A 13,859-nucleotide genomic window follows, 5' to 3' on the forward strand; every position below is an offset into this window, starting at 1 on the left:
CCGAACGTGAACACGCCGAATCGCTGCGGTCGACACCCGCCCCTACCGGTCACGCGAAGTCGAACTAGTTGTGCGTCTCGACCACGGCCTTGATCTTGTCGAGCGTTTCGTGCATACCGCGAATCAGCGCCTCCTCGAATGGCACCTCACCACCGAGCGCGGCGTCGATCGACTTGCGGGAAAACCAGGTGGTGCCGTTGGGCACGTCGCGGCGCTCGATCAGCCGGGTGCCGGTCTCGGTCGGCTCCAAGGTGTAACTCCAGATCGACCGGTTCTCGTTGATCTTGAAGGCGAATACCTGGTTCGGCTCGTAGCGCACGATGCGCGCGGTGGTCGGCCAGTATTTCTTGCCGTCAGTGTTCAGGTTGAGCACCCAGGTGCCTGCCTTGGGTGTGCCGAGCGGCAGCATCCGTACGCACTGCGGGCTGAACTCGGGCATCCGTTTGACATTCGCGACCACCGCCCACACTCGCTCCGGCGGCGCGGCGATATCAATGGTGGCTTCGAGATTCTTCGGCAACGCTGCCTCCGGGATTCATGCGAACGAACCGACAGGTGCCCGGCCGAGCGCGTGTGATGAGTTATGCGCATTTTAATCGGGAAGACAGTTGGGTCACATCCCGCATGTTGTCCGGCGATCTTCGTAATAGCCAGCGCACAATGCCGGATAGAAGAAGCAAAGACACTGCCTCCAGAAATCTTTCCGTCAAACGTGAGGTGACCGGCCGTGAACCTGCGCTCCCTCTTACACCGTCGGCACGCCGACCATGTGCCGCTACTGCCCGCCGACGAGTCCGATAGCGGCCCGCCCGCGCGCGGCCCGTCCCCCGAGAAGCTCGAGCGGCTGCTCACCCCCAACGAGCTCGACCTGATCCGGCACCACATGCTGTGACGCGGTCCTGTCCGCCACGAGTGAAACACCGACGACACGGTTTGCACCGACGATTCATACTCGTGAGGTGACTTCACCCGCTGCCACGAAACCGGCCATCCTGAGCGTCGACGACGATCCCGGGGTTTCCCGAGCCGTCGTGCGCGACCTGCGGCGCCGCTACGGCGCCGAATACCGGATTCTGCGCGCGGAATCGGGCGCCCAGGCACTCGACGCGCTGCGTGAGATGAAATTGCGCGGCCAGCCGGTCGCCGTCTTGATCGCCGATTACCGGATGCCGGGCATGGACGGCATCGAATTCCTCGAGCAGGCGATGGACCTGCACCCGTTCGCCCGCCGCGTGCTGCTGACCGCCTACGCCGACACCAGCGCCGCGATCAACGCGATCAACGTGGTTGACCTGGACCACTACCTGCTCAAGCCGTGGGACCCGCCGGAGGAAAAGCTGTACCCGGTGCTGGACGGCCTGCTCGACGCCTGGCGCAGCAGCGAGCACCGGCCGGTCACCGAGACCAAGGTGGTCGGCAACCGCTGGTCACCGCGCTCCTCGGAGGTGCGCGAGTTCCTGGCCCGCAACCAACTGCCCTACCGCTGGTACCTGGCCGACGAGCCGGAGGGCGCGCGGCTGCTGGAGGCCGCGGGCGCCGATCCCGAGCGCTGCCCGGTGGTGATCACCGCGGCGGGCGACACCCTGGTGCAGCCGTCGGACAACGAGCTCGCCCAGAACGTCGGGCTCACCGTCAACGCGACGGGCGACTTCTACGACCTGATCGTGGTCGGCGGTGGACCGGCGGGCCTCGGCGCGGCGGTGTACGGCGCCTCCGAGGGCCTGCGCACGGTGCTGGTCGAGCGCACCGCGACCGGCGGTCAGGCCGGGCAGAGCTCGCGTATCGAGAACTACCTCGGCTTCCCGGACGGGGTGTCCGGCGGCCAGTTGGCCGACCGGGCGCGACGACAGGCCGCGAAGTTCGGCGCCGAGGTGATCACCACCCGGGAGGTGACCGCGCTGGAGGTGAACGGTTCCGCGCGCACGGTGCGCTTCGCCGACGGCGGCAAGCTTTGCGCGCACACGGTGATCATCGCGACCGGCGTCGACTATCGCAGGCACCCCGCCCGCGGCGTCGACGACTTCACCGGGCGCGGTGTGTATTACGGCTCGGCGATGACGGAAGCCTCCGAATGCGCCGACCGCGACGTCTACATCGTCGGCGGCGCGAATTCCGCGGGCCAGGCGGCGGTGTTCTTGTCGCGCAACGCGAAGACGGTGCATCTGGTGGTGCGGTCCGGCTCGCTGGACAACTCGATGTCGCACTACCTGGTCCAGCAGATCGCGCAGCTGCCGAATATCAAGGTGCACACCAATACCGAGGTGATCGCCGCCGACGGCGACGAGCACCTGCAGCAGATCGTGTTGCGCGACAACGAGTCCGGCACCGAGGAAAAGGCAGAGGCCGAGCGTCTGTTCCTGTTCATCGGCGCCGCACCGCAAACCGACTGGCTCGACGGCATGGTCAAGCGCGATGAGGCCGGTTATGTGCTGGCCGGACCGGATCTGATGGTCGACGGCGCACGCCCGGCGGGCTGGGAATTGCCAAGGCCGCCTCATCATTTGGAAACAAACGTGCCCGGCGTTTTCGTGGCGGGCGACGTGCACGCCGATTCGGCCAAGCGCGTCGCGTCGGCGGTCGGCGAGGGCGCGATGGCGGTCATGCTCGTACACCGGTACCTAGCCTAACCAGGAGGCTGGCAAATGAATTCAACGGAAAACGCGGACCGCAGCAGCCGAATGGTCTGTGACCCAGCGGAATTGCGTACCCTGTTCCTGTTCGAGAAGCTCAACGACGAACAGCTGGACTGGCTGTGCCGGGACGGGCGGATCGAGACCATCGAGCCGGGGCTGGTCTTCCGCGAGGGCGAGCCTGCCACCTGCTTCTACGTGCTGATGGAGGGCGAGGTCGTTTTGACCAAGCTGTCCGGCGGCACCGAGATCGAGCTGGTCCGCACCCAGCACCACGGCGCCTACTCCGGCGCCTGGATGGCCTACATCGGTGACAAGGTCGACCAGACCTACAACGGCTCCCTGAAGGTGACCGTGCCGTCGCGGTTCTTCGTGCTCGACGCCGCGATCTTCGCCCAGATGGTGCAGGAATGGTTCCCGATGGCGGTGCACCTGCTGGAGGGGGTGTTCTTCGGCAACCGCAACGCCAACGCGCGGGTCGGCCAGCGCGAGCGGCTGCTCGCCCTCGGCTCCCTCTCGGCGGGCCTTACCCATGAGCTGAACAACCCCGCGGCCGCCGCGGTGCGAGCCACCTCCGGCCTGCGCGAACGGGTCGCGGGCATGCGGCACAAGCTGGCGATGATGGCGGACGGCAAGTTCGACACCGCCTCCCTCGGCGCGCTGGTGCGTCTGCAGGAGGAGGCCGCCGCGCAGGTGGCGAAGGCACCGGAGCTGACGCCGATGGAGGCCGCCGATCGCGAGGACGTGCTCGGCGACTGGCTCGAGGAACACGGCATGATCGACGGCTGGAGCCTCGCGCCGAACTTCGTGCAGGCCGGCTTCGACGTCGACTGGCTGGAACGGGTGTCCGCCACCCTCGAAGGCTGCACGGATCAGGTGTTCGAGGGTGCGATCCGCTGGTTGAACTACACCATCGAGACCGAGCTGATGATGAACGAGATCGCCGATTCGACCACCCGTATCTCGTCGCTTGTCAATGCGGCCAAACAGTATTCGCAGATGGACCGGGCACCGTTCCAGGTGGTCGACATCCACGACCTGCTGGACAGCACGCTGGTGATGCTCAGCCGCAAGATCGGCGACGGGGTCGAGGTGGTCAAGGAGTACGACCGCTCGCTACCCCAGGTGCCTTGCTACGCAGCGGAATTGAACCAGGTGTGGACCAACCTGATCGACAACGCGGTCTACGCGATGGGCGGCCATGGCACGCTGTCCGTCCGCACCAGGCACGAAAACGACTGCGCCGTCATCGAAATCGGCGACACCGGGCCCGGCATTCCGGAGGACGTGCGCAGCCGCATCTTCGAGCCCTTCTTCACCACCAAGCCGATGGGCGAGGGCACCGGACTCGGCCTGGACATCTCGTTCCGCATCGTGGTGAACAAGCACGACGGCGACATCCAGGTCGACTCCGAGCCGGGCAACACCCGATTCACCGTGTGGCTGCCGCTGAATCGCGTCCCGGACGACCCGGCGGAGCAGAATCAGCCCGAACCCGAAACCACTTCAGGAGGTCAACGATGACGCAGGAGCTCGAGGGTATCGATACCGCGGTGCCGCCAAGCGGTGCGGGCTGTGTGGAATGCGATGCCGCCCAGGGCTGGTGGGTGCATCTTCGCCGCTGCGCGCAGTGCGGCCACATCGGCTGTTGCGATACCTCGCCCGCCCAGCACGCCACCCTGCACGCGAAGGACACCGGCCACCCGTTCATTCAGAGCTTCGAGCCGGGCGAGGATTGGTTCTACAACTTCGCGACCGAGGAAATGTACGGCGACGGACCGGAACTCGCGCCGCCGACCAGCCACCCGGCCGACCAGGGCGCCCCCGGCCCGCGCAACAGGGTGCCCGCGGACTGGCAGGCACACATCCACTGAAACCCCGCGCACCCGGTACGCTGCACCCGATGTGCCGGGTGCGCCGGCTCTGCAACCAGACACAGATCCACCGGGGAAAGCACGGTATGAAGCGAACTTCCGCCATCGTCCTGGTCACCGGGACGGTGGCTTTGCTGCTGGCAGGCTGCGGCCAGTCCTCGAACGATTCCGCCGACGCGAACGGACTGCGCAAGGGCGGCTCGACCACGAGCGCCATCGCGCCGGCCGCGAAGCCGTCGACCCCGGCCGCGGCGTCGAGCCCCGGCACACCGGCCCCGCCGACCGCCGAGCAGCCGGGGACTCCAGCGTCCACCGATCCGGCGAAGACCACCTGCGGCGAGTTCAAGAAACTGGACACCGAGGCGGAGAAGGCCGTGATCGAGCAGATCCTCGCGGCCAACCCGGACAGCACGTTCACCGGCAGTCCGAATGTCGCGCTCGGCACCGCCAAGCTGGTCTGCCTCTCCGGCAGTGTGGCCGAGACCCCGGTCGCCCAAGCCGCCGGGATCGTCCCCAAGAACAAGTAGCACCCGCCATCCCCGCGTCGGCGCGGCAGAATGGCACGGTGGCAGAACTAGCGCTCACCGCTCGACTCAACCCCTCCGCTGCCGACGCCCGCCGTGGCGTGGTGCGGCTGCACCCGGAGGCGCTGACCGCGCTCGGGTTGCGCGAGTGGGACGGCATCGCGCTGGTCGGTGCGCGCCGCACCGCGGCGGTGGTCGGGGTGGCTCCGGCGGACACCCCGGCCGGGGTCGCGCTGCTCGACGACGTGACGCTGTCCAATGCGGGGCTGCGTGAGGACGCGACGGTGGTCGTCGCGCCGGTGACGGTGTACGGCGCCAAGCAGATCTCGGTGAGCGGCTCGGTGCACGCCACCCGCACCATCCCGGCCGCGACGCTGCGCCAGGCGCTGCTCGGCAAGGTGGTGACGGTCGGCGACACGGTCTCGCTGCTGCCCCGCGATCTCGGCCCGGAAATCAGCTCCGCCGCTGCCTCCCAAGCACTTTCGCGCACCTTCGGCATCGCCTGGACCACCGAGCTGCTCACCGTCACCGCCACCGATCTGCGTGGCCCGGTCAGCGTGCAACCGAACACCGCCGTCATCTGGGGTGCCGGGGTGGTCGCGGCGCGAGACGCCGCCGACCGGGCGCTGGCCGGCGCACCGATTCCCGCGGGCGAGGCCTCGCACGGCGCCATCGAGGCGGCCGCGTTCGACGGCGCGGCGGCCACGCACGGCGCGCCGGACGGCAGGCGCGCGGCCGTCCGGGATACCGATCCGCTGATCACCGTCAAGGATCTGGCGGGGGCGCACGGCCAGGCGACGAAGCTCGCGGAGTGGCTCAGCCTCGCCCTGGACGAGCCCGAACTGCTCAAAACCCTCGGCGCCACACCGCGTCTCGGGGTCCTGATCACCGGCCCGGCCGGCGTCGGCAAGGCCACCCTGGCCCGCGCGGTCACCGCACCGCGCCGGATGGTCGAGCTGGACGGCCCGACGATCGGGGCCGCGGAGGGCGGCACCCGGCTGCGCGAGGTGGCCGAGGCGGTGGCCGATGTGTGTTCGGGGCAGGGCGGCATCCTGCTGATCACCGACATCGACGCGCTGCTGCCCGCGCAGGCCGAGCCGGTCGCCACGCTCATCCTCGATCAGCTGCGGGCCGCGGTCGCCGAGCCGTGCGTCGCCTTCCTGGCCACAACGGCGCACCCCGCCGGGATCGACCCCCGGCTGCGCGCGCCCGACCTGTGCGACCGTGAGCTCGCCCTCGCGCTGCCCACCGCCGCGGTGCGCAAGTCATTGCTGGAGCAGTTGCTGCGCCGAGTGCCGACGGCTGAGCTCGAGCTGGACGACATCGCCGCGCGCACACCGGGTTTCGTGGTCTCCGACCTGGCCGCACTGTGCCGGGAGGCGGCTCTGCGGGCCGCGTCGCGGGCCAGCAAGGAGCACACCGATCCGCAACTGACCCAACCGGACCTGCTCGGCGCGCTGCAAGTGATTCGGCCACTGTCGCGTTCGGGCATGGACGAGCCTGCCATCGGCAGCCTCACGCTGGACGAGGTCGGCGACATGGTGGAGACCAAGCAGGCGTTGACCGAAACGGTGTTATGGCCACTGCGCCACCCGGATTCGTTCGCCCGCCTCGGCATCGACCCGCCGCGCGGCGTGCTGCTCTACGGACCGCCCGGCTGCGGCAAGACCTTCCTGGTGCGGGCGCTGGCGAGCACCGGCCAGCTCAGCGTGCACACCGTCAAGGGCGCCGAGCTGATGGACAAGTGGGTCGGCTCCTCCGAACGCGCGGTGCGCGAATTGTTCCAGCGCGCACGCGATTCCGCGCCGTCGCTGATCTTCCTCGACGAGGTGGACGCGCTGGCGCCGCGGCGCGGCCAGAGCGGCGATGCCGGCGTCGGCGACCGGGTGGTCGCCGCGCTGCTCACCGAGCTGGACGGGGTGGAACCGCTGCGCGACGTGGTGGTGCTCGGCGCGACCAACCGGCCGGAGCTGATCGACCCGGCGCTGCTGCGCCCCGGACGGTTGGAGCGGCTGGTCTTCGTGCCGCCGCCGGACGGCGCGGCCCGGCTGGAGATCCTGCGCACGGCGGGCCGCTCGGTGCCGCTGGCCCGCGACGTCGACCTCGCCGCGCTGGCCCGCAAGCTGGACGGCTACTCCGCGGCGGACTGCGCCGCGCTGCTGCGCGAGGCCGCGCTGACCGCGATGCGCCGCGACCTCGACGCCGCCGACGTCACCGCGGCCGACGTGGCGGCCGCGCGCGCGACGGTCCGGCCCTCGTTGGACGCGCTGCAGGTCGAGTCGCTGCGCCGGTACGCGGAGACGAGGGGTCAGCCGACGGGCAGTGAGGGCCGGTACCTCTAGCGCCCGTCGACCGGGTGGCGAACTCACCGTAAACTGCGGCTTTCTGGCATTTCGCCCATTTCGACATGCGCTCGCTAAGTGATGGCAATCACAGATTCGCCGCTCGCGCGCAGGTATGTTCGGCACGTGCGGCGGATGGGTGATGCGTTCGACGCGGTCACGGCCTTCTTCGGCGCCGCGGTCGCGGGTGTGACGCTGTTCCTGCCGGTCACCTTCTCCTCGATCCGGGAAAGCACGCCGTATCAGATCACCAACCTGTGGGACAGCGTGCCGCGCGGCGCGGCCATCGGCGTGATCGTCGCGGTCGCGGTCGCGGTGCTGGTCGGCACCGCCTTTCGCCCGGCAACGGCATGGGCGATCGCCCTGCTCGGCACCGTCGCGCAGCTGGTCAATCACATTGCCGGACGCCATGTCTCGTCTGCCGACATGCTCACCACACAGAACTACGTCGACGCGGCGTGCGCCGGGATCCTGCTCGGCGGGCTCGGTGTCGCCGCGCTGCGCAAGCCGGTGCTCGCCGGCGGCTTCGCGCTCGGCTGTGCCGGCTTCTTCGTGTTCAGTGACCTCGCCGATTTCCTCGACATCGATGACGACCCGTTCGACGTGCTGGAGACGCCGCCGAGCTGGCTGATCGGGCTGGCGATGGTGCTGCTGCTCCTCAGCACCCTGCGGAATCGGTCCAAATCGGGCGAGCCCGAGCCCGCGCGACTGTCCATCGAGCTGCCGGTGGCGCCGATCCTCGCGGCGATGGTGCTCGCCCTGGTGATTCTCGCGGTCACCGAATGGCTGCAACGGCAGTACACCAACGCGCCCGCCCTCGATCACGCGGTCGATATCGGGCTCACCGCCGCCGCCACCGTGTTCGCCGCGACCGCGGCGGCCATGCTGCTGCCCGGCCGCGACGGGTACGGCGTCTATCTCGCGGTCAGTTTGACCGCGGCCGCCGACGCCTTCGGCTATGCCGGCCGGCCCGGCTGGAGCGTCTGGTTATTGCTCGCGCTGACCGCCGGCGGCCTGTTCATCGGCGCCCGGCGGCCCTCGGTACCGCTAGCCGTCGCCCTGCTTGCCTGCATCGCGGTCTTCGCGATCCTCACCCCCTCGGACGCGAACTGGATCCTGTTCGCCGCAGGCAGCACGGTGCTCGCGCTCACCGCGGGCTACTGCTGCGCCACCGCCCGGCCGCGGTTCGCCCCGAGCGGCGTGCTCGCGCTGGCCGCCCTCTACCTGCCGACGGCCATTTCCGTGCTGCCGGACGACAACAAGAGCTGGCATCTGCCCGACAGCGCGGCGCACGACACGACGCCGGGCCGGGCCGCGCTCGCCATCGTGCTCGGCAGCGCGGTCGGTCTAGCCGTGCTGCACCACTTCCGACCGGCCGGGCGGGCGCAACCGGCCGCCGACGAGGCGTTAGCGGACATATAGCCCCATCGGCGTCATGTACCCGACGCCATACCCGACGAGCACGCGGAAATCCCCAGGCTCCACGTAAGATTGTCCCGCACCACCCCGCCGCCCCTACCCGACGGAGTGCAGTTTGCTCGCAATCCTGCTCGCCCTCGCCGCAGCCGCGCTCGTCGCACCGCTGTGGGTAAGGGCACTGGGACGCAACGCTTTTTACGTGCTTGCCCTGGTCCCGCTCGGCGGCCTGGTCTGGGTCGTCGCGAATTGGGGTAGCACACAGCGGGTTCGGCTGGCATGGGCGCCGAGCATCGAGATGAACATCGATCTGCGGTTCGACTCGCTCGCCGCGATCATGTCGACCCTTGTCCTCGGCATCGGTGCGCTGATCCTCTGCTACTGCGCCAGATATTTCGAGGACGACGAGCCGCGCCTCGGAGTGTTCGCGGCCGAGATGGTCGGCTTCGCCGGAGCCATGTTCGGTTTGGTGACCAGCGACAACATGCTGCTGCTCTTCGTTTTCTGGGAAGTGACAACGGTACTGTCGTTCCTGCTCGTCGGCCACAACGCCGAGCAGGCGAACAGTCGGCGCGCGGCCATCCAGGCGCTGCTGGTCACTGCGGCGGGCGGGCTGGCGATGCTGGTCGGGCTGATCATCCTCGGCGAGACCAACCACAGCTACCTGCTCTCCGATCTGCTGGCGCGCGCGCAACCGCCGCACGGGCTCGCGGTGAATGTCGCGGTGGTGTTGATCCTGATCGGCGCGCTCAGCAAGTCCGCGGTGGTGCCGCTGCACTTCTGGCTGCCCGGCGCGATGGCGGCGCCGACGCCGGTGAGCGCGTATCTGCACGCCGCGGCCATGGTGAAGGCCGGCGTGTATCTGGTGGCACGGCTGGCGCCGGTGTTCGCGGAGAACCCGGTCTGGCATCCGCTGGTGCTCACCCTCGGGGTGGCGTCGATGCTGCTGGCCGGGTTGCGGTCGCTCGAGGTGGCCGATCTGAAGCTGGTGCTCGCCTTCGGCACGGTGAGCCAGCTCGGCTTCCTGATCGTGCTGGTCGGCATCGGCACGCCGGACGCGGCGCTGGCCGGAGTGGCGATGATCGTGGCGCACGCGATGTTCAAGGCGTGCCTGTTCATGGTCGTCGGGATCATCGATCACGGGGCGGGCACCCGCGATCTGCGCCGGCTGTCCGGGCTCGGCCGCCGGGCCCCGGTGCTGTGCGGTATCGCGATACTCGCCGCGTTGAGCATGGCCGGGATTCCGCCGCTGGTCGGGTTCGTCGGCAAGGAGAGCGCGCTCGGCGCGATCCTGGACGCGGACACCCTCGCCGGGCCCGCGCGGGTGGCGCTCGCGGTCGGCGTGGTGCTCGGGTCGATGCTGACCGTCGGCTACAGCATTCGCTTCGTCTGGGGCGCTTTCGCGGACAAGCAGGGTGTCGCGCGGCCGACCGCACACGGCGCGCATCGGGTCCGCAGAGTCTCCGACTATGCCACCGAAAGCGCCGGGCCGACAACGGATTCCGGCGATGGAACGCACAGCCTCAACGACGGCGGCTGGCACCCGCCGAGTGCGTTGTTCCTGGCCGCGCCCGCGGTGCTCGCGGTGACGAGCGTGGCCGCGGGACTGGCGGCACCGGGCACGGATCGTCTCCTGAGCCCCTACGCGGAAACGTTTTCCGAGGATCTTCTTTCCTCGCTGTCGCTATGGCACGGCTTCACGGTCCCATTGGCACTGACGGTCGCGATCATCGCGGGCGGCGTCGCTCTGTTCCAGCTGCGCGATCGCCTCCGGGATCCCACCCGGCCGCGGCTCGGCAACGCGGACCGCGCCTACGACGCGGCCCTGCGCGGCATGGACCAGCTGTCATTGCGGATGACCGGTGCGGTGCAGCGCGGGTCGCTGCCGCTGAGTCAGGCGACGATCCTCGGCACGCTGATCATCCTGCCGACCGTGCTGCTCGCCCTCGGCACCCGCACCGGAGTGCAACTGCGCCTGTGGGATTCGCCGTTGCAGGCGGTGATCGGCGGCATCCTGATCGCGATGGCGCTCGGCGCGACGGTATTGCGCAACCGGTTGGCCAGCGTGCTCGTCGTCGGGGTCACCGGTTACGGCTGCGGCGTGATCTTCGCGCTGCACGGCGCACCCGATCTGGCGCTGACCCAATTCCTGGTCGAGACACTGACCCTGGTGATTTTCGTGCTGGTGCTGCGCGCGTTCCCCGCGGAGATCGAGGCGGGCCGGGCCACCCCGTTCAAGGCGCGCAGGGCGGTGCTGGCCGCGCTGGTCGGCGCGGCCGTGACGGTGCTCGGCGCCTTCGCCGTCGCCGCCCGCACCGCCGAACCGATCTGGCACCGAATCCCCGACGCCGCTTACCAATTCGGCGGCGGCAAGAACGCGGTCAACGTGCTCCTGGTCGACGTCCGCGCCTGGGACACCCTCGGCGAGATCTCGGTGCTCGTGGTCGCCGCGACCGGCGTCGCCTCGCTGGTGTTCCGCAGCCGCCGGTTCGGCAGCGCCCCGCGCGCCGCCGATTCCCCGCACTACGACCCGGATCTGGTGAGCTGGCTGCCCGCCGGGCGACTGGTCGATCGCGCCGACCGCTCGATGGTCATGCAGATCACCACCCGGCTGGTGTTCCCGACCATCATGGTGCTGTCGGTGTACTTCTTCTTCTCCGGCCACAACGCGCCGGGCGGCGGTTTCGCGGGCGGGCTCACCGCCGGGCTCGCGCTGACGCTGCGCTATCTCGCAGGCGGCCGCTACGAACTCGGCGAGGCGTTGCCGGTCGACGCGGGCCATCTGCTCGGGGCCGGGCTGACGCTGGCCGCCGGAACCGCCGTCAGCTCACTGTTTTTCGGCGCGCCCCCGCTGTCCTCGGCGGTCTTCGAGGTGACGCTGCCGCTGCTCGGGCACATCAAGCTGGTGACCGCGCTGATCTTCGATCTCGGTGTCTATCTGATCGTCGTCGGCTTGGTGCTCGACGTGCTGCGCAGCCTCGGCGCGCGACTCGACAGCGAGCTCGCGGTGACCGAAACCGCTAGCACGGCAGGAGGTTCCGGTAAATGACCGCCAACCTGACGCTGCTCATCGTCATCGGCGTGCTGGTCGCCTGCGGGGTGTACCTGATCCTGGAGCGCGCGGTGTCGAAGATGCTGCTCGGCATGATCCTGTTCGGCAACGCGGTGAACCTGCTGATCATCACCCTCGCGGGCCCGGACGGCCGCGCGCCGATCCAGGGCCAGACCGACACCACGCACCGGGACACGGCCGACCCGCTCGCGCAGGCGATGGTGCTCACCGCGATCGTGATCACCATGGGCCTCGCGGCGTTCGTGCTCGCGCTCGCCTACCGCTCCTACACCATCACCACCACCGACGATGTCGAGAACGACCAGGAAGACGTCGATATCGCCCGCAGGCGCGAGCGAGAGGACCCGGAAGATTGAACCTCTCCCCCGGCCTGCTACCGATCCTCATGCCGCTGCCCGTGCTGGTGCCGCTGCTCGCGGCCGCGGGCACGCTGGTCTTCGGGCGCAGGCCACGGACCCAGCGCACGCTCATGCTCGGCGCGCTCACCGCCGTCGTCGTCATCTGCGGGCTGCTGCTGTATCTGGCCGACCGCGACGGCACCACCGCGCTGCAGGTCGGTAATTGGGAGACCCCGATCGGCGTCACGCTCGTGGTCGACCGGCTGTCCGCGGCGATGCTGCTAGTCTCCTCGATCGTGCTGCTCGCCGTCGCGATCTACGGTTCGGGACAGAACATTCGCGACGGCGACGAGCGGCAGCCGACCTCGATCTACCGGCCCACCTATCTGGTGCTGACCGGCGGTGTTTCGGCCGCGTTCCTGGCCGGTGACCTGTTCAACCTGTTCGTCGGCTTCGAGATCCTGCTCGCCGCGTCGTTCGTGCTGCTGACCGTCGGCGGCACCGAGGAACGGATCCGCGCGGGCGTGTCGTATGTGATGGTCTCGATGCTGGCGTCGCTGATCTTCCTGACCGGCATCGGCATGACCTACGCGGCCACCGGCACGTTGAACCTGGCGCAGCTGGCCGAGCGGATCGGTGCGGTGCCGGAGGGCACCCGCACGGCCATCTACGCGGTGCTGCTGGTGGCGTTCGGCATCAAGGCGGCGGTGTTCCCGCTGTCGAACTGGCTACCCGACTCCTACCCCACCGCGCCCGCGCCGGTGACCGCGGTGTTCGCCGGGCTGCTCACCAAAGTCGGTGTGTACGCGATCATCCGGACGCATTCGCTGCTGTTCCCCGGTGGTGAATTCGACTCGATCCTGCTGGTCTGCGGGTTGCTCACCATGCTGGTCGGCATCTTCGGCGCGATCGCGCAGAGTGACATCCGGCGACTGCTGTCGTTCACCCTGGTCAGCCACATCGGGTACATGATTTTCGGGGTCGGGCTGGCCAGTGCGGCCGGGCTGTCCGGCGCGGTTTTCTATGTGGCGCACCACATTCTGGTGCAGACCGCGCTGTTCCTGGTGGTCGGGCTGATCGAGCGGCAGGCGGGCTCGACCTCGTTGCGCAGGCTCGGCGGACTGGCCACGGCGAGTCCCTTACTCGCCGTGCTATTCCTGATTCCGGCGCTGAATCTCGGTGGTATTCCGCCGTTCTCGGGGTTCATCGGCAAGGTCGCGCTGCTGCAGGCGGGCGCGGAGGACGGCAGCGTACTGGCCTGGACGCTGGTGGCCGGATCGGTGCTCACCAGCCTGCTCACGCTGTACGCCATCGCGCGGGTGTGGAGCAAGGCCTTCTGGCGTCCCCGGGTGGAGGCACCCGAAGGGCACCTCACCGCCGCGAAAACGCCGTCACTGATCGAGGATTCGACGGATGTGCTCTACGACGAGCGCACGCATCCCGGCCGGATGCCGCTGTTGATGGTCGGCTCGACAGCGGCGTTGGTCGCGGTCGGGCTGAGCCTGACGGTGCTCGCGGGCCCGATCCTGCGTATCGCCGATCGGGCGGCCGCGGATCTGCGGGATCCTGGCGTGTATATCACTGCGGTACTTGGTGATTCGACCCCTGAGCCGGGAGCGGGTCGATGAGCGCGCGAAGCGTGTGCCCGTGCGCATCGCGCAT

11 protein-coding genes are annotated in these 13,859 nt (G+C 69.2%); 10 read left to right on the forward strand and 1 reads right to left on the reverse strand.

What is annotated here, in order from left to right:
- Positions 1–64 precede the first annotated feature (64 nt).
- On the reverse strand, positions 65–520 hold the full coding sequence (locus ACIBCN_RS31735) for an SRPBCC family protein (RefSeq protein WP_396995373.1): 456 nt from the start codon (positions 518–520) through the stop codon (positions 65–67).
- A gap of 207 nt (positions 521–727) precedes the next feature.
- Here ACIBCN_RS31735 and ACIBCN_RS31740 point away from each other — a divergent pair, with 207 nt between their 5' ends.
- The 10 genes from ACIBCN_RS31740 to ACIBCN_RS31785 all read left to right on the forward strand — a co-directional run bounded on the left by ACIBCN_RS31740 (position 728) and on the right by ACIBCN_RS31785 (position 13,825).
- The gene (locus tag ACIBCN_RS31740) at positions 728–892 is read left to right on the forward strand and encodes a hypothetical protein (protein WP_396995374.1); all 165 of its coding nucleotides are present in this window, start codon (positions 728–730) and stop codon (positions 890–892) included.
- A gap of 67 nt (positions 893–959) precedes the next feature.
- The gene (locus ACIBCN_RS31745; RefSeq protein WP_396995375.1) at positions 960–2,627 is read left to right on the forward strand and encodes an FAD-dependent oxidoreductase; all 1,668 of its coding nucleotides are present in this window, start codon (positions 960–962) and stop codon (positions 2,625–2,627) included.
- Between the two features lie 15 nt (positions 2,628–2,642).
- A complete protein-coding gene (locus ACIBCN_RS31750; RefSeq protein WP_396995376.1) occupies positions 2,643–4,154 on the forward strand; it encodes an ATP-binding protein in 1,512 nt (503 codons plus the stop codon).
- Positions 4,151–4,504, forward strand: coding sequence for a UBP-type zinc finger domain-containing protein (locus tag ACIBCN_RS31755; protein ID WP_396995377.1), 354 nt, complete (start codon positions 4,151–4,153; stop codon positions 4,502–4,504). Before ACIBCN_RS31750 ends, ACIBCN_RS31755 begins: the two co-directional genes overlap by 4 nt.
- 86 nt (positions 4,505–4,590) lie before the next feature.
- Positions 4,591–5,031 carry a hypothetical protein gene (locus ACIBCN_RS31760; protein WP_396995378.1) on the forward strand — a complete coding sequence of 147 codons (441 nt, stop codon included), beginning with the start codon at positions 4,591–4,593 and terminating at the stop codon, positions 5,029–5,031.
- Between the two features lie 38 nt (positions 5,032–5,069).
- Positions 5,070–7,370: an AAA family ATPase gene (locus ACIBCN_RS31765; RefSeq protein WP_396995379.1), complete on the forward strand. Its 2,301-nt coding sequence runs from the start codon at positions 5,070–5,072 to the stop codon at positions 7,368–7,370.
- A 78-nt stretch (positions 7,371–7,448) separates the two neighbouring features.
- On the forward strand, positions 7,449–8,792 hold the full coding sequence (locus ACIBCN_RS31770) for a hypothetical protein (RefSeq protein WP_396995380.1): 1,344 nt from the start codon (positions 7,449–7,451) through the stop codon (positions 8,790–8,792).
- A gap of 112 nt (positions 8,793–8,904) precedes the next feature.
- Positions 8,905–11,835 carry a Na+/H+ antiporter subunit A gene (locus ACIBCN_RS31775; RefSeq protein WP_396995381.1) on the forward strand — a complete coding sequence of 977 codons (2,931 nt, stop codon included), beginning with the start codon at positions 8,905–8,907 and terminating at the stop codon, positions 11,833–11,835.
- On the forward strand, positions 11,832–12,215 hold the full coding sequence (locus tag ACIBCN_RS31780) for a Na(+)/H(+) antiporter subunit C (RefSeq protein ID WP_357385137.1): 384 nt from the start codon (positions 11,832–11,834) through the stop codon (positions 12,213–12,215). Before ACIBCN_RS31775 ends, ACIBCN_RS31780 begins: the two co-directional genes overlap by 4 nt.
- A 29-nt stretch (positions 12,216–12,244) precedes the next feature.
- Positions 12,245–13,825, forward strand: a complete 1,581-nt coding sequence (locus tag ACIBCN_RS31785) for a Na+/H+ antiporter subunit D (protein WP_396995533.1) — start codon at positions 12,245–12,247, stop codon at positions 13,823–13,825.
- The last annotated feature ends 34 nt before the right edge of the window (positions 13,826–13,859 follow it).

The sequence above is a fragment of the Nocardia sp. NPDC051052 genome (genome assembly GCF_044456045.1).
Taxonomy (GTDB): domain Bacteria; phylum Actinomycetota; class Actinomycetes; order Mycobacteriales; family Mycobacteriaceae; genus Nocardia.